Source organism: Marinobacter salicampi (genome assembly GCF_011074795.1).
In the GTDB taxonomy this organism is placed as follows: Bacteria; Pseudomonadota; Gammaproteobacteria; order Pseudomonadales; family Oleiphilaceae; genus Marinobacter; species Marinobacter salicampi.
Map to the genome: position 1 here is coordinate 403,559 of NZ_JAAMPF010000036.1, position 16,072 is coordinate 419,630.

Sequence of the window (16,072 nt, forward strand, 5' to 3'; positions counted from 1 at the left end):
ATGGGTTCCTGAATCTGTCGGTCATGAAATGGCTGCGAGCCAGGTTAGACAGTTGCTCACCCGTTGTACGGGATCGGGGTGAAATCAATGCCAGCCCATCAGTTTAAAGGTGGGGCGGGGTCCCTGCAACCGGCGCGTGACCTCGCCGACTGCAGGGGTTCAGGCTATGCCTGAGATGTTAACCACTTTCTGCTGGATCAGCGTGGGTGCCGGTTTTCGAATCTGCCGGTGCATGTTTTCTGCCAGTTCAAGCTGTCGCTTGAGATCACTGACGGTGGCTTCAAGACGCAGGCGTTCTTCCTTGCTGCTTTTTTCATTGCGGACCATGTCGCGAATCCGCCGGATCTGGTGCTCCAGCAATTTTTTCTGTTCCATGGAGTACTGCATGATCGGCAGCAGGGCTTCCTCTGGCCAGCGCTCGGTGTCCGCCCGCACCCGCTGGTGGAGGGTACGGGCTTCACCCACCATGACGTTGAAGAATCGTCGGATGAGCAGCGTCTGCTCCGTCAGCATGTTGCGGGGGTTGCGCCGGAACCGGTTGGCTTTCTTGCGTAGTTCGCGGATCGCGATGACATGACGCCCGGCACGCATCGGGATGGGCTCCAGGTGACGAGCCCGGGTATCGTCGTTGTAACGACGGTATATGGCAGAGACCATTTTTTCGGCAAGCTGGCCTTCACTCATCAGATTGCTCAGGTCGCTTTCGAGCAGCTCAAAGAAATGGTTCATGCCCCGGCTGATGCCTGCTGTGGTCCAGCTTGAAGTCATCAGCTTGCGCACTTTTTCAACATGGTCTTCGAACCGATGCTCGCTGACCAGTTCCATCAGCATGGCGCTCTGGGACTGCATCAGTCGTCTGCTTGAACGAAGCGTGATCAGCTTCTTGTAGTAAAAGTCATAGTCGCGCTGGGCCCGGTCCGCTAGTCGCCCGAGGGCGTCACGGTCCATATGGGTTTCCGAAAAGGCATCCAGCTCTTCTTTGAGTGTATCGAGACGCGTCTGCATGGCGGCCTGACTGTTCTGAAGCATGCCGAGCAGGTCGTTAATGAGGCTCTGGGTGATCAGCTGTTCCTTGTGCAGCAGGATCCGGTCCATGATCAACTGCTCGAGGTCGGGTAGCTGGCTGCGCAGGAACAGGGCCTCGTCATTACGGACCCGGGCCAGGAGGCCTTGCTTGGCGGATACCGGAAGCACATCAGCAGGCAGAATGCCGAGGTGATCGGCGGTGTACTGCTGAATTCGCCTGATGGAGTCCTGGGTGTGCTTTTCGCCCTGCAGATCGTCCCAGAGCACATCAATCTTGTTCAATACCGCAAACCGCCCGGCGCGGTGGTCGGCACTATCGGTCGCGATATAGTCCTTCCAGATGCTGAGGTCGCTGGCGGTGACGCCGGTGTCGGCACTGAGCAGAAAAATGACGGCATGGGCGCTCGGCAACATGCTGATGGTCAGCTCCGGTTCCGAACCCAGGGCGTTGAGTCCCGGGGTGTCGAGAATTCTCAGGCCGCGTTCAAACAGGGGATGCCGAATGCTTATTTGCGCATTGCGCCAGGCCGGAATCAGTACCTGGCCAGGATTTTCACGATCATGTTCCAACATGTCCTCGTGGAAACCCAGCTCACGTGCTTCTGAGGGCGACACGGACTTTACTTCGGCCACTTCCGCAAGCACATCCCGCATGAGGTCCGGATTGGTGTCGTCAAGCTCGAGGCGGACCCAGTCCTTTGGCTGCTTGCGCAACTGTTGCAGCGAGCGCTCGTCGCGACGGGTCTCTATCGGGAGCAGCAGCAGGTAGTTACGGTTTTCGGTGCGGTCAAAAAACAGTTCGGTGGGGCACATGGTGGTGCGCCCGGCCTGGGAGGGCAGCATGCGCTGGCCATAGTCAGCAAAAAACAGAGCGTTGATGAGCTCGGTCTTGCCACGGGAGTATTCCCCTACAAACGCGATCGTGAGTTCATCTTCGATCAGCAGCTCCAGGCCACGCCGGATACGGCTGCTGATGTCATCGGAGAAAAGATCGTTGTCCTGGAGCCAGAGACGGTAACGGCTGATCTGCCGGATAAGCTCCTTCTTCCACGCGTGGTACGCTTCCACCTGCTGGGACAAACTGCCATTTACGTTCATTGTACCGGCCTTCTGCGCTTCTGGCGCCGGTGGAGTCGGCGCGGTTCTGGTCTATCAAGGCAGTCTAAGTGATCACGGAGTCTGAGTCCGTGAACCTGTTTACATTCAGGACATACCTGTGTAGCAGTTGGCGCTTATAACGTCAAAAAAGCCTTATTAATCAGCCTTGTGCAGATAGATCGCGGTGCGTTTCATTCTGTGCTGATTTGTTATTTATTGTCCGGTGCGCCCTGGATCACAGGGCGACACCGATGCTGCCAAGACCGGCGGCTGCAGCCATGTGGTTGATCATCACAGAAATCACATTGAGGATCAGGAACACAACGATAGGTGACAGGTCCAGGCCACCCAGCGACGGCATGACCTTCCTGACCGGGCGCATGACCGGTTCGGTGATCTGGGCCACAAGCTGGATGGCGGGATGGTTACTGCCGGGGGCAATCCAACTTACCACCACAACCGCGATCACTGACCAGAAGTAGATTTTGACGATCAGGCCCAGCACCGTGATGACTGACCATGTCAGTAGCGTCAGAAGTAGCGTCAGAGGATTGATCGGGGGTAGACCGTTATTGAGGGCCACGAGAATGAAGAAAAAGGCCACCATCTGCACCAGAATCGCCAGCACCAACGCGGCACCATCAATGGGCCCCCAGGCCGGTATAATCTTGCGCAGGGGGCGAAGGGGCGGGTTGGTCGCCTTCACCACGAACTGGGAAATGGGATTGTAGAAATCCGCGCGGGCAAGTTGCAGGAGAAAGCGCAACAGCACGATTGTCAGGTAGAACGTAGAGACAATCTGCAGCGTGGTAATCACGATCTTCGCCAGCATGAACCGATACTCCGTTGTAAGTGGTGGTTCTGAATAATGAGGATGCCTGCCCTGAATTTCCACCCCGGCAGCACCGGGGCCGCGGGCCATCAGTCTAACCTTTGCCGGCGAGTTCCTGTGCCATCTGCTTGGAGCGCTTTATTGCCGCGTCGTAGGCTTTGCGAACAAGGCCGCGCAGACCGCCCTCTTCGAAGGTGTTGACGGCCTGCTCGGTCGTGCCCCCGGGCGACATGACGTTGCGTTTGAGCTGGGCCGGGTCGTGCTCGCTTCTGGCTGCCATCTCCGCCGCGCCTGCCATGGTCTGTATCGCCAGCCTGCGCGCCGTGGCCGGGTCCAGGCCGGCATCGGTGGCGGCCTCTTCCAGGGCTTCCAGCATCAGGAAAAAATAGGCCGGGCCACTGCCGGAAAGCCCGGTGACTGCGTGTAACAGTGGTTCTTCATCGACCCAGACCGCAACGCCTATGCTGCTGAAAATGGCTTCAGCATTGGTTCTCTGGTGCTCGCTGACCTGGTTGTTGGCATAAAGACCAGCCGCGCCTTTGCCGACCAGGGAAGGTGTGTTGGGCATGACACGGACGAGGGGCAGTCCGCCGCCAAGCCACTCGTCCAGGGTGTCTGCTTCCAGGCCGGCAGCAATGGAAACAACCAGTGGCCGGGTGTTCTGGACTACTGGCGCTATGTTTTCGCAGACGTCGCGCATGACCTGGGGTTTGACGGCAAGCACCACAATGTCTGCTTGCTGTGCGCAATGCCGGTTGTCGGTGGTAGCGCTGACACCGAAGCGCTGTTTTATGGACTGCAGGTGGTTGTCATCCGGCGCACTGACCCAGACGCTGGCAGCCTTGAAGCCGCCATCCAGCATGCCGCCGATGATCGCACTGGCCATGTTGCCCGCGCCGATGAAGGAAATTGTGGGAGACTTGCTCACGGTGAAACCCCGTTTGGCGAATGTGAGTGAATAATAACAGGATAAGACAGGTTCAGCTCTTGGCAGCTCTCGCTCCGAAAATGGCGCTGCCTACCCGGACCCAGGTTGCGCCTTCCGCGATCGCCAGCTCCAGGTCATCTGACATGCCCATGGACAAAGTATCCAACGGCCCAGCCGCGGGCTCCTGTTGCCGTAGGTCGGCAAGTGCGCGGGCCAGCTTGCGAAAGCTCTGCTTGAGATCACCTTCGGACAGGTCAGGGTCCGGAATGGCCATCAGGCCTCTCAGGTTCAGCCTCGGTAACGTCGCGATTGAGCGCACAAGGTCCGGTAACTCTGTCAGGGTGCAGCCAGACTTGCTTGGCTCATCATTGATGTTCACCTGAATGCAGACTTCAAGAGCCGGCAAAGCCGGATCCCGCTGTTCATCAAGTCGTCGTGCTATTTTCAGGCGGTCGACGCTGTGAACCCAATCAAAGCAATTGGCAATATCCCGGGTCTTGTTGGACTGGATGGGGCCAATGAAATGCCACTGGATCGAGGTCTCGGCCTTGAGGGCATTGATCTTGTCGAGTGCCTCCTGAAGATAGTTTTCGCCAAAGGCAAACTGACCCGCGGCAAGGGCTTCGCGGATCGCCTCCGGTCCCTGGGTCTTGCTGACGGCAAGAAGCCGGACGTCGCCCGGTGAGCGGCCTGCAGCCAATGTTGCTTTTTGTATGCGTCGGGTTACGCCCCCGATGTTGTCTGCTATGCTGGTCATATTGAAAATCCGGCGATCACTGAGCCCTGAAGTAAACCCCACACGTTACTCGCAGGCCACTGAAATGCCAAGATAAAAGCCTCCCGAGGAACCGTATGGATATTACTGAGCTGCTTGCTTTCTCGGCAAAACAGGGTGCGTCCGACTTGCACCTGTCCGCCGGCCTTCCCCCCATGATTCGTGTTGACGGAGACGTACGTCGTATCAATCTTCCGCCCATGGCCCATAAAGAAGTCCACGGACTGATTTATGACATCATGAACGACAAGCAGCGCAAGGACTACGAGGAATTCCTGGAAACCGACTTCTCTTTCGAAGTACCGGGGGTTGCCCGTTTCCGCGTCAACGCATTCAACCAGAACCGTGGCGCCGGAGCGGTGTTCCGGACCATTCCCTCCAAAGTGCTCACCATGGAAGACCTGGGCATGGGGCAGGTCTTCAAGGATGTCTCTTCGGTGCCCCGTGGACTGGTCCTGGTTACCGGCCCCACCGGTTCCGGTAAATCCACCACGTTGGCAGCGATGCTCGACTATATCAACGACACCCGCTACGAGCACGTGCTGACCATTGAGGACCCGATCGAATTCGTCCACGAGTCCAAAAAGTGCCTGGTGAACCAGCGCGAAGTCCACCGCGACACCCTCGGCTTCAACGAAGCCCTGCGCTCGGCCCTGCGAGAAGACCCTGACATCATTCTGGTGGGTGAGTTGCGGGACCTTGAGACCATACGGCTGGCGTTGACTGCGGCCGAAACCGGCCACCTGGTTTTCGGTACCCTGCACACTACCTCAGCGGCCAAGACCATCGACCGGATCGTCGACGTGTTTCCTGCCGAAGAGAAGTCCATGGTGCGCTCCATGCTGTCGGAGTCTCTCCAGGCCGTTGTGTCCCAGACCCTGATGAAAAAGATGGGCGGCGGTCGTATTGCAGCCCACGAGATCATGATAGGTACCGCGGCCATCCGTAACCTGATTCGTGAAGACAAGGTGGCACAGATGTACTCCGCTATTCAGACCGGCGGCTCCCTGGGTATGACCACGCTCGACCAGACCCTGCAGAAGTTGCTGCAAAAAGGCCTGATCTCCCGTGAGGCGGCCCGTACCAAGGCCAAGATGCCAGACAACTTCTAGAATTGAACAGGTGTTCCGATGGATTTTGAAAAACTGTTGCGTTTGATGGTCGAAAAGGGAGGCTCCGACCTTTTTATAACGGCCGGTGTGCCGCCAAGCATGAAGGTAAATGGCAAGGTGCTGCCGGTTACCAAGAATGCCCTGACACCCGAGCAGACCCGGGACTTTGTCTACGGCGCCATGAATGACAAGCAGCGTGCGGAATTTGACGAAACCCATGAGTGTAACTTCGCGATCAGCGCCCGGGGCATTGGCCGTTTCCGTGCCAGCGCCTTTTTTCAACGCAACCTGTGCGGCATGGTATTGCGTCGCATCGAGGTGAAGATTCCTCAGCTTGATGAGCTCGAACTGCCGGAGGTCGTCAAGGACCTGGCCATGACCAAGCGCGGCCTGATCCTGTTCGTGGGTGCCACGGGTACCGGTAAATCCACATCCCTGGCTGCGATGATTGGTCACCGCAACCGGAACAGTCGTGGCCACATCATCTCGATCGAGGATCCGATCGAGTTTGTGCACCAGCACCAGGGCTGCATCGTGACCCAGCGCGAAGTGGGCATCGACACCGAAAGCTTTGATGTGGCACTCAAGAATACCCTTCGACAGGCGCCAGACGTCATACTGATCGGCGAGGTCCGGACCCGCCAGACCATGGAATATTCAGTCCAGTTTGCCGAGACCGGGCACTTGTGTCTGGCTACTCTCCATGCCAATAATGCCAACCAGGCACTGGATCGTATTATCCAGTTCTTCCATCCGGATCAGCACAACCAGATATGGATGGATCTCTCACTCAACCTGCGGGCGATCGTGGCCCAGCAGTTGGTGCCTACGCCGGATGGCAAGGGACGCCGGGCTGTAATAGAAGTGCTGATCAACACTCCCCTGGTGGCGGATATGATCCGCAAGGGTGAGGTGCACAAGCTCAAGGAACTGATGGCAAAATCTACGGAAGCGGGTATGCAGACGTTTGATCAGGCTCTTTACCGGCTTTATGCCGAGGGCTCAATCACCTATGAAGACGCGCTGGCACACGCCGATTCCGCCAATGACCTGCGACTGATGATCAAACTGGGCGCAGACGCACACGGAGCCGACAAGCTGTCGTCGAGCGTTGACAAGTTGTCCATACAGGAAGATTAGGTTTATATATTAGTTGGTTAGTATCCTGAATAGGTTGTCTTTGCATTTGAGGCGATAGGCCCGTGCTGCTTATACTGCGCCCACTCACTAGGGGGACTTATGCAGCATTTTAAGCGTACACAACTGATAAAGAACGGTTTGTTTCCGGCCCTTTTGGCTCTTGCGCCAGCAGGCGCCCTGGCGGGCGGCTTTGCTCTTAACGAGCAGAGCGCCAGCGCCATGGGTGTGGCGAATGCCGGCGCCGCAGCCTATCCCGAGAATGCCACCACGGTTTATTTCAACCCGGCGGGTATGACTGAGCTGGAGGGCACCCAGGTCTCCTTTGGTGCCGCCGTGCTCGATATTTCGGCCGACTTTGAAGGCACCGCTACCCGTGATAACGGCGCGCCGGTTGCCGGTGGCGATGGTGGCGATTTTGTCCCCGTGGCAGTGCTTCCCAACCTGTTCATAACCCATGAAGTCAATGAGAACGTGGCAGTAGGGTTTGGTCTGCACGCTCCCTACGGGCTGAAAGCCGACTACGATGACGACTTCGTAGGCCGGTTCTTTGCCGATGAAACAGAGCTGGAAGTCCTCAACTTCATGCCCTCTGTTGCCTTCAAGAGTAACGACGAAAGGCTCTCCATCGGTCTTGGTCTCAATATCATGTACGCCGAGGGCAAACTCTCGAAATTCCAGGACTTTCAATCCCAGGGCCTGCCGCAGGACGGCTACTTCGAGGTGGAGGGCGACGATGTAGCGCTGAGCTACAACATTGGCTTGATGTACCATCCTACGGACGCTACTACGTTCGGAGCCGTATTCCGCAGTGGTACAGAGTTCGAGCTTGAGGGCGACGCAACCATGACCAATGCGCCCCAGTTCGGACCCGGCGGTTCTGTGGTAGGAACCCAGACACTCACTGAGAAAGCGGAAGTCCCAGTGGACGTACCTGACAGCGTGCGTTTTGGTGTCAGCCATGAGTTGACCGATACCCTGACCCTGCTGGCAGGGGCAACCTGGGCCAAATGGAGTGATTTCGAAGACCTTGATGTCATTAGTCGCGCGGGCAATGCAGGCACCGCCAACCAGACCATTTCATTCCTTGGTCAGCGCAAGTATGGCCAGGATGGCATCATTGGCCATGTGTCCGAGAACTGGAAGGACACCTGGTCGGCGTCTGCTGGCGTCATCTGGCAGACCACACCTGAAATCGCCCTGAAGGCAGGGTACGCGTTTGATGAAACCCCGGTTAACGAGGATTTCCGAACTGCCCGCATACCTTCTGATGACCGCCACTGGCTTACCCTGGGTGGACAGTACGCCCATGCCCAGTCGGGCTGGACGGTGGACGTGGCTGCCGGGTATCTGATCATTGATGACGTTGACCTCAATGAGCAGGAATACGATGTGAATGATAATCCGACGGACGGGGTAGCCAATGTCACTGGCACCTACGAACTTGACGCCTGGGGCGCCGCAGTCCAACTGAGCAAGGCATTCTGACGATTACTGACTGCCAGTTCAGAAGGCGGGCCCCTGGGCCCGCCTTTCTTTTGCCCGGCTGATTCCCCTTGAGCCTGGATTCATGGTCGTCAGCCAATGACCTGTCCCCGGTAAATCACCTTCTTCTTACGGGCCGCCCTGGCCCCGTCTTCCTCCGCAGCGCTTGTGAAGCTGTCCGGGATTTCCTGGCCGCGGTAGGTGCGTTTACCGGTGGTTTCTTCACTGGCGGGTGCCAGCGCCGGAACACGGTCAATGAGCGCAGACCAGGTCCGGGTCAGGTGCGCAGAGCGGCTTTGATGGGCAAATTCAGCAAGGCGTTGTTCCAGGTTTTCTTCGGTCAGGTGGAGTTTGACCCGAATTCGGACTGGATCAGGCGCCGGCACTGATGAACCAGCTTGAGCAGGCTGGGGTCGAACAACCAGCTGCGTTCGGATAGCCGCGTGGCCATGGAGATTGCCTCTTGCAAGGGTGTCACAACATGAAGCGGATCTGCACTGAAGCAGCAGATGCGCATCGACTCCCTTACCATTGCGAAAACCGTGCCGCACGGCCGAATCACGGTCGGTTTTAAAATTGCTTTTTAATTCAATTGCATGCTGAAAGTGTTACCAGAGCCCCAAGCTCTGGACGTTGCCCGCCGCACACGCAGGGCGCAATAATGTTAGTGGTGCACCAGGGCTGACCATAAGCCGGAAGTCAGCGCCCATTTCTGCACTCTAGTGTGCTTCATCCCAGTTATTGCCAATGCCGGCTTCCACCAGTAAAGGCACTTTCAGGCTGGCTGCGGCAGACATACGGCTGACCAGACCCTGCTGCACAACTGTGAGCGCGCTTTCCTTCACCTCCAGGATCAGCTCATCGTGCACCTGCATGACCATGCGCGCTTCGTCCGGATGTTCACTCAGAAGCCAGTTTTCTACCGCGACCATGGCCCGCTTGATGATATCGGCGGCGGTTCCCTGCATGGGGGCGTTGATGGCGGTGCGCTCTGCGGCCTGCTGGAGCTGCTTGTTGTGGGCATTGATCTCAGGCAGGTAGAGGCGCCGGCCGAACAGGGTTTCGACGTAGCCGTCGTTGTGGGCCTGGTGACGGATATTGTCCATGTAGGTCAAAACCCCCGGGTAGCGCTCGAAATAGCGATTAATGTATTCCTGTGCAATCCGTCGTTCTACTCCCAGCTGGCGGGCCAGACCAAACGCCGACATGCCATAGATCAGGCCGAAATTGATGGCTTTAGCGCTACGCCGCTGGTCACCGCTTACTTCCTCAAGGGAGGTGCCAAAGACTTCGGCAGCGGTGGCGCGATGGATATCCTCACCCTTGGCAAAGGCTTGCAACAGGCCTTCATCCCCCGACAGATGGGCCATGATCCGCAGTTCAATCTGGGAGTAGTCTGCCGCCATGAGCTTGTGACCTTCCGGTGCCACGAACGCCTGGCGAATCCGTCGGCCCTGCTCGGAGCGTATGGGGATATTCTGCAGATTGGGCTCAGACGACGATAACCGGCCGGTTGCTGTAACGGCCTGATGGTAGGAAGTATGTACCCGCCCCGTGCGATGGTTGATCATCTGGGGCAGGCGATCGGTGTAGGTGGACTTGAGCTTGCTCAGACTGCGGTGTTCCAGGATCAGCCGCGGCAGGGCATAGTCATGGGCAAGCTCCTGCAGGATAGGCTCTGCCGTTGAAGGCGCTCCTTTTGGGGTCTTCTTGATAACCGGCAGCCCCAGCTTTTCATAGAAGATAACCTGAAGTTGTTTCGGTGAACCCAGGTTGAATTGCTCACCGGCTTCTTCATGGGCCGCTGTCTCAAGCTCGGCCATGCGCTCTGCCAGTTCCTGGCTGTGGTGCTTCAGTGTGCCCGCGTTGATCAGCGCGCCCCGCTGCTCCATGCGTGAGAGAACCGGCACCAGGGGAAGGTCAATATTCTCATAGACGTCCTGCAACCGACCGGTCTCGGCAAGTCTGTGACGCAGAACGTTATGAAGACGCAGGGTGATGTCTGCATCTTCCGCAGCGTAGGGACCGGCCTGCTCCAGATTGATCTGGTTGAAGGTGAGCTGTTTGGCGCCCTTGCCGGCAATCGCTTCGAACGTGGTGGTTTTCTCGCCCAGATACATCAGTGCCAGGCTGTCCATGTCATGGCGGGAGGATACCGAATTGAGCACATAGGACTGCAACATGGTGTCCTCGGCAATGCCCTCCAGGTGGATACCGTGGTTGCACAACACGTTCTTGTCGTATTTGAGGTTCTGGCCAACCTTGGCACGGGTCGGGCTTTCCAGTAGCGGCTTCATTTGGGCCAGGACCGAGTCCCGGTCAAGCTGCTCCGGCGCGCCCATATAATCGTGAGCCAGCGGTACATACGCCGCCTCTCGAGGCTCGACAGCAAAGGAAACCCCGACAATTTGAGCCTCCATGTAGTTGAGGCTGGTGGTTTCGGTATCAAAGGCAAACAGGGGTGCCTGTTCGAGCCGAGCGAGCCACTTGTCCAGCTCGGCCTGGCTGAAGATGACGGTGTAGTCTCGCGCTGCCGGAGCTTCAAGTTCCGCCGTGGGTTCCGCGGTGCCCGGGAAACTGTTGCTGATCAGTTCTGAAACCCAGCTTTTGAATTCGTATTCGGTAAACAGCTCCCGCAGGCGTTCGTCGTCCTGGGGTCTGGGTGTGAGTTCGTTGATGCCAAACTCAAGTTCCACATCGGTCTTGATGGTGGCCAGTTCACGGCTAAGTGGCAGTTTCTCCAGCGCATCCTTGAGATTTTCACCGATCTTGCCTTTGATCTCATCAGCCTGCGCCATCAGGCGCTCCAGGTTTTCATAGGCCTGTAGCCACTTGACCGCGGTCTTGGGACCGCATTTGGTGACTCCGGGAATATTGTCGACCGTGTCACCGACCAGGGCCAGGTAGTCGACCATCTGTTCGGGGCTAATACCGAATTTCTTGATAACGCCCTCTCGATCCATCCGGGTTTCGGTCATGGTGTTGATCAGGGTGACATGATCGCTCACCAGTTGGGCCATATCCTTGTCGCCGGTTGAAATGACCACATCCACGCCCTTGGCAGTGGCTTCACAGGCCAGGGTCCCGATCACGTCGTCCGCTTCCACATCAGGCACAATCAAGAGCGGCAGGCCCATCGCCCTTATGATGTCGTGGATGGGCTGGATCTGTACTGCGAGCTCATCAGGCATGGGCGGCCGGTTGGCCTTGTACTGGTCATAAAGCTCATGCCGGAACGTTTTGCCCTTGGCATCGAAGACCACTACGATCCGCGACCCGGGAAAGTCCTGTTCCAGACGCCGGATCATGCTGATGACACCTTTGATGGCGCCAGTAGGATGATTCTTGCTGGTGGTGAGTGGGGGCAGGGCGTGGAAGGCCCGGAACAGATAAGATGAACCGTCCACGAGGACAACTGGTGGAATCTGTTGCTGACTCATAACACTTCGGACCCGGATTCTGATTGAAGAGTAAAGATGGTGGTGTAAACTTTCCGAACCAGCGCTGCTGAAGATGAACGGCAGGCGCGTCCTGATTCTGAACCAAGGTTACCATGAAAATACTCTTCAGCCCCTGCCTGCTTGTTGTTGCCCTCAGTCTGCCTGTGTCGTCCTTTGCTCAGGAGGTCGAACAGCCTGACGAGCCGGTGGTGACCTCAGACTATCAGCCCAGTCCCACTGAGCCCCAGGTGGTTATCACATCTGGAGAAGACGCGACCTTCTATGAATACCGGGTCAATGGTGAGCTTAAGGAAATCAAGGTGGTCCCCAACAGGGGACCTGCTTATTACCTGGTGCCAGCGGAGGGAGGCGGCTGGATCCAGGAAGAGAAATCCCAGATCCTGGTGCCGAGCTGGATCATTTTCAGTTGGTAGTGGCCAGAGCTTAGTTCACGTTTACCGACAGTGGCTTTGATCTGCGGCTTTCCAAACCCTCAGTGTCCAAGGTGGTAATGGTGAACTCGTAAATGCCAGGCGTCAGTCCATTCAATTTGAAGCTTGTGGCATCGTAACCATCCAGTGTCACTGAGCGATAGTTGCTGCGGTTCCGGAGCCGGTAATACAGGCGGTAACCCTCGATTTCCCCGACATAGAGCTTGGAGCCATTTTCCCGGGTCATCGGGGCGTTCCAGCTTAGCGAAGGGCGCCGGGTGTAGGAGCTTCTTTCTTTACTGTACGAGCTTGTTGAGGTTGACCGCTCCTTGGCAGAGGTGGTGCTAGGCGCTTTATCTGAGGTGTACTGGGGAGTGGAGGTGGTTCTGGCCAGATACTCGGGACTGGTTGACCGTTCCTTTGCAATGGTCACCGAAGACATTGACGCGACCGCTACCAAAGCTACGACTAGACGGTAACGTCGGCGGGTCAGCCAACAGTGCGGTGGGATTCTGGATTTCATGCCGATTCCTCTACATCTATTGTAGGTATTGTTTTTGACTGCCCGGGTACAGAAAACGCCGGGTAAAGAGAAGGGGCGTAACACTGTTCTGACCTGGGCGAGCCGCGGCGAATTATCCAACTGCTAACATGTACAGCAAGTGAAGATTCGGTAACTGCTTATTAAGGCGGCATACTGTGGGCCTGCTGCCTGGCAGGCGAATGAATGTTTGGCTTTAGTATGAATATTCTAATTTAAACCCGTAGTCTCCATGTTGAATCTAGGAATCGGTCACTCATACAACGCACCCGCTGGGTTGCAGGTATGAGAAAGACACGAGTAGACAATCTGTGTCACAGACACGAATCAATGAGTAAGGAGTTTCATCATGGGTAAACTTAAAAGCTATCAGGAACAGATTCAGGACATCGTGGAAAAAGGTATCAACGCCGCTGAAGAGCAGCAGAAGAAGCTGGCTTCCAAGCCTTTCGAGTACGCCGAGAAGCTGGAATCAGGCGCTCGTGAATATAGCGTTAAGTCACTGCGCGAGCGTTATTACGGTTACAGCGAGACGCTTTTCGAGCAGCTTCGTAGTTTGAACCTGCGTCTGGGCAGCTTTGCCGGCGAAGTTGTTTCAAAACTTGAGAAAGAAGCAGCTGAAGACACCGATGCTGTAGCGGACGCTGTATCAGATGCTGCTGACGATGTAACCAGCGTTGCACAGTCAACCAAGCATAAAGTTAATACCAAAAAGCCAACCGCTCGTAAGAGCCAGCCTGCAAAGGCAAAAACCCCTGCTTCTGCCTGAATGAAGCATCGGTGAATCGCAAAGGTCGCCTCAGGGCGACCTTTTTGCGTGACGGGACCGTTATTTCAGATATAGGGAGCACGAGTGCCGTCAAATCCACACTATTGCTTCTTTGCCATGCCTTTGGGTTCGGTTGGATCAAGGGGAAGCGTTCGCTGACGGTCGGTAATGATTTCAAGCCGGTCGATGTCCCGCTCGAAGGCTTTTCGCATGGACCTGATTTCGGCATTTTGCACGGTTATCTCGCGCTCAATGTCACGTATCTGGCTCTGGAGGCGGTCTATTTTGTCCAGGGTGGCCTCGGGCACTTGTCTGCCAGAGCGCTCCAGGTCGGCGGCCCGTGACTGTTCATCATCGAGTTGGTTAACGATGACGGCAATGTTGCCGCGTTTGAGCTGGTTCAGGCTTTGCATTTCCTGGAGCTTGCGATGCATGGCCTTGACCGCTTCATCCGGATGACTGAACCGCCGCAGTAGCTTGGCATCTTCTCTGTGCTGCTGTTTCTGTTTGCGCTCCGCCTCTTTTCTGGACGCGCGTTCGGCAAGCTCTTCCGCCGTGGGGGCAGCTTTCACGGTTTCGATGACCCGACCCTGGTCATTCAGGATGTCGTAGCCACGAACCGATGCCCGGGAAGGCACGGTGTTACTGATCACCATCTGGCCGTTCTCGTCGGTATAGCGATACATGCGTGCATCCACTGCAGCGCTGGTGACCAGGGCCGAGGCGAATAGCAGGCAAAGGCAGACTTTAACTGAGCGGTTCATAACAGAAATGGCAATGCTCCGGGATTGGAATATGCCCAGCATAGCAAACCTGCGAAGCTGGGCCACACTCTATCTGTGTCCGGGCGTTGTAATGTGTAAACGAATGTCAGGGTAGGGGCTTCAGGCGCCTGTCAAACACCAAAGGCTGACCGGTAGGCAGCGACCTTACGGGCATGTGAGGCAAAGTCGGGCCGGCTTTCGAGATAAGCGAGGACCTGGTCAAGCTGTATAATGCTGATAACCGGTATGCCATAGTCAGCTTCGACTTCCTGGATCGCTGACCTGTCGCCGTTACCACGTTCCTGGCGGTCGAGGGCAATGAGCACCCCCGCCGGCTCGGCGCCGGCATCGCGGATAATGGAGATGGCTTCGCGGATAGCCGTGCCGGCTGTGATGACATCGTCGATAATCAGGACCCGACCTTTGAGGGGGGCTCCCACCAGGGTGCCGCCTTCGCCGTGGTCCTTTTTTTCCTTGCGGTTAAAGGCGTAAGGGCGATTGTCACCGGCTTGCGCCAGGGCCATGGCAGTCGTGGCTGCCAGCGGAATGCCCTTATACGCCGGCCCGAAAATAATGTCATAATCCAGCCCGCTGTGCTGAAGCGCCGTGGCATAGGCTCGGCTCAGCTGAACCAGGTCGTCGCCATTGTGAAACAGGCCCGCGTTAAAAAAATAAGGGCTGGTGCGGCCGGATTTGAGAGTGAACTGACCAAAGCGCAGGACCTCACGCTGAATTGCAAATTCTATAAAATCACGCTGATAGTCGTACATGACAAGGCTTCTGGCGGGCTGTGGTTCTTTTAAAAACGTGTAAAAACGGTATCATACACTCAAACCGAATCAGGGAACACGTATGCGAGTAGTATCGATCAGCGTCAACGGTCTGGCGCAGGCCATCGACAAAGGTTTTTTTGACTGGCTCGCCAGGCAGGATGCTGACGTGGTATGTGTTCAGGACCACCGAATGCGTGCTTACGAGATCGAGGACCTCGGCCTGATTCCGGAAGGCTATGAAGCCTACTTCATTGATGGCGAGAACAACGAGGACGGCGGGGTCGGTATTTATACACGGCATTTCCCCAAAGCCATCATGTACGGATTCGCCAGCGAGCAGGCCGACCGCGAGGGTCGCTTTATCCAGGCTGATTTTGACAAGGTGAGCGTGGCCTCGGTGCTGGCTCCCAGTGCTCTTGGCAGAGAGGACGAAATCGTCGGCGAAGATGAAGTGACCGCCCTCGACCACAAAGACGCGTTCCTGGAGGCCTATGGGCTTCATATGCAGAAGACCCTGCGAAAGCGCCGCCAATTCATTTTCTGCGCCAACCTGCAGACGGCTCACCATGTAACCGACGCCAGCTCGCGTTATCACAAGCTGGACGCCTCAGGTTTTCTGCCCCATGAGCGCGCTTGGCTTGATCGTCTGTTTGATGAGATGGGGGCTATCGACGCTTTTCGGGATATCAACAAGCAGAGCAACCAGTTTACCTGGTGGCCCGAATGGGCTGAAGGCTGGCGCAAGCAGTCCGGTATTCGCACTGACTACCAGATACTGACGCCCGGCATCCGCAAGACCCTGACTGATGGCTGGATCGACGATGCCACGCGCTTCTCCGACCATGCCCCGGTCATAATGGATTACGACATCGACATTGGCTTCTAGTGTCCCGTCTGATTAATTCGCTGATCTACTGAGCCCCAGAGGGCCTTGATAGCTAGGCGCGATGGCGAAGGTTTG

Annotated in this window: 15 protein-coding genes; 6 read left to right on the top strand and 9 right to left on the bottom strand. The window is 56.6% G+C overall.

Annotated features, from left to right (window positions below; genetic code table 11):
* Positions 1 to 159: 159 nt before the first annotated feature.
* The 4 genes from G7W63_RS19720 to G7W63_RS19735 form a co-directional block, all read right to left on the bottom strand.
* Positions 160 to 2,124, bottom strand: a complete 1,965-nt coding sequence (locus G7W63_RS19720; protein ID WP_166262339.1) for a dynamin family protein — start codon at positions 2,122 to 2,124, stop codon at positions 160 to 162.
* A 235-nt stretch (positions 2,125 to 2,359) separates the two neighbouring features.
* Positions 2,360 to 2,956 (bottom strand): YggT family protein, encoded by a 597-nt coding sequence (locus G7W63_RS19725; protein WP_166262341.1) that lies wholly within the window; start codon positions 2,954 to 2,956, stop codon positions 2,360 to 2,362.
* A 94-nt stretch (positions 2,957 to 3,050) separates the two neighbouring features.
* Positions 3,051 to 3,884 (bottom strand): pyrroline-5-carboxylate reductase, encoded by an 834-nt coding sequence (proC, locus tag G7W63_RS19730; RefSeq protein WP_166262343.1) that lies wholly within the window; start codon positions 3,882 to 3,884, stop codon positions 3,051 to 3,053.
* A 52-nt stretch (positions 3,885 to 3,936) separates the two neighbouring features.
* Positions 3,937 to 4,641 carry a YggS family pyridoxal phosphate-dependent enzyme gene (locus G7W63_RS19735; protein WP_166262345.1) on the bottom strand — a complete coding sequence of 235 codons (705 nt, stop codon included), beginning with the start codon at positions 4,639 to 4,641 and terminating at the stop codon, positions 3,937 to 3,939.
* Between the two features lie 95 nt (positions 4,642 to 4,736).
* Here G7W63_RS19735 and G7W63_RS19740 point away from each other — a divergent pair, with 95 nt between their 5' ends.
* The 3 genes from G7W63_RS19740 (at position 4,737) to G7W63_RS19750 (ending at position 8,396) form a co-directional block, all read left to right on the top strand.
* The gene (locus G7W63_RS19740) at positions 4,737 to 5,771 is read left to right on the top strand and encodes a type IV pilus twitching motility protein PilT (RefSeq protein WP_166262347.1); all 1,035 of its coding nucleotides are present in this window, start codon (positions 4,737 to 4,739) and stop codon (positions 5,769 to 5,771) included.
* 18 nt (positions 5,772 to 5,789) lie between these two features.
* Positions 5,790 to 6,911, top strand: a complete 1,122-nt coding sequence (locus tag G7W63_RS19745) for a PilT/PilU family type 4a pilus ATPase (protein WP_166262349.1) — start codon at positions 5,790 to 5,792, stop codon at positions 6,909 to 6,911.
* 99 nt (positions 6,912 to 7,010) lie between these two features.
* Positions 7,011 to 8,396 carry an OmpP1/FadL family transporter gene (locus G7W63_RS19750; protein WP_166262351.1) on the top strand — a complete coding sequence of 462 codons (1,386 nt, stop codon included), beginning with the start codon at positions 7,011 to 7,013 and terminating at the stop codon, positions 8,394 to 8,396.
* 89 nt (positions 8,397 to 8,485) lie between these two features.
* Here the strand turns inward: G7W63_RS19750 and G7W63_RS19755 are convergent, their stop codons facing one another.
* Entirely contained in the window at positions 8,486 to 8,779 is a 294-nt protein-coding gene (locus tag G7W63_RS19755) for a hypothetical protein (RefSeq protein WP_341273697.1), read from the bottom strand.
* Positions 8,780 to 9,112: 333 nt separating this feature from the next.
* Entirely contained in the window at positions 9,113 to 11,833 is a 2,721-nt protein-coding gene (polA, locus tag G7W63_RS19760) for a DNA polymerase I (protein WP_166262353.1), read from the bottom strand.
* Positions 11,834 to 11,946: 113 nt separating this feature from the next.
* Here polA and G7W63_RS19765 point away from each other — a divergent pair, with 113 nt between their 5' ends.
* A complete protein-coding gene (locus G7W63_RS19765) occupies positions 11,947 to 12,267 on the top strand; it encodes a DUF2782 domain-containing protein (RefSeq protein WP_166262355.1) in 321 nt (106 codons plus the stop codon).
* 10 nt (positions 12,268 to 12,277) lie between these two features.
* Here G7W63_RS19765 and G7W63_RS19770 read toward each other — a convergent pair whose 3' ends face one another.
* A complete protein-coding gene (locus G7W63_RS19770) occupies positions 12,278 to 12,787 on the bottom strand; it encodes a fibronectin type III domain-containing protein (RefSeq protein ID WP_166262357.1) in 510 nt (169 codons plus the stop codon).
* A 367-nt stretch (positions 12,788 to 13,154) separates the two neighbouring features.
* Between G7W63_RS19770 and G7W63_RS19775 the strand changes: the two genes are divergently transcribed.
* The gene (locus G7W63_RS19775) at positions 13,155 to 13,574 is read left to right on the top strand and encodes a hypothetical protein (RefSeq protein ID WP_166262359.1); all 420 of its coding nucleotides are present in this window, start codon (positions 13,155 to 13,157) and stop codon (positions 13,572 to 13,574) included.
* A 101-nt stretch (positions 13,575 to 13,675) separates the two neighbouring features.
* Here the strand turns inward: G7W63_RS19775 and G7W63_RS19780 are convergent, their stop codons facing one another.
* Together G7W63_RS19780 and pyrE are read right to left on the bottom strand one after the other, a co-directional pair.
* Positions 13,676 to 14,380 carry a DUF4124 domain-containing protein gene (locus G7W63_RS19780; protein ID WP_242634501.1) on the bottom strand — a complete coding sequence of 235 codons (705 nt, stop codon included), beginning with the start codon at positions 14,378 to 14,380 and terminating at the stop codon, positions 13,676 to 13,678.
* 89 nt (positions 14,381 to 14,469) lie between these two features.
* Complete coding sequence (pyrE, locus tag G7W63_RS19785) at positions 14,470 to 15,108, bottom strand: orotate phosphoribosyltransferase (RefSeq protein ID WP_166262361.1); 639 nt, start codon at positions 15,106 to 15,108, stop codon at positions 14,470 to 14,472.
* 82 nt (positions 15,109 to 15,190) lie between these two features.
* Here pyrE and G7W63_RS19790 point away from each other — a divergent pair, with 82 nt between their 5' ends.
* Positions 15,191 to 15,997: an exodeoxyribonuclease III gene (locus tag G7W63_RS19790; RefSeq protein WP_166262363.1), complete on the top strand. Its 807-nt coding sequence runs from the start codon at positions 15,191 to 15,193 to the stop codon at positions 15,995 to 15,997.
* Positions 15,998 to 16,072 lie beyond the last annotated feature (75 nt).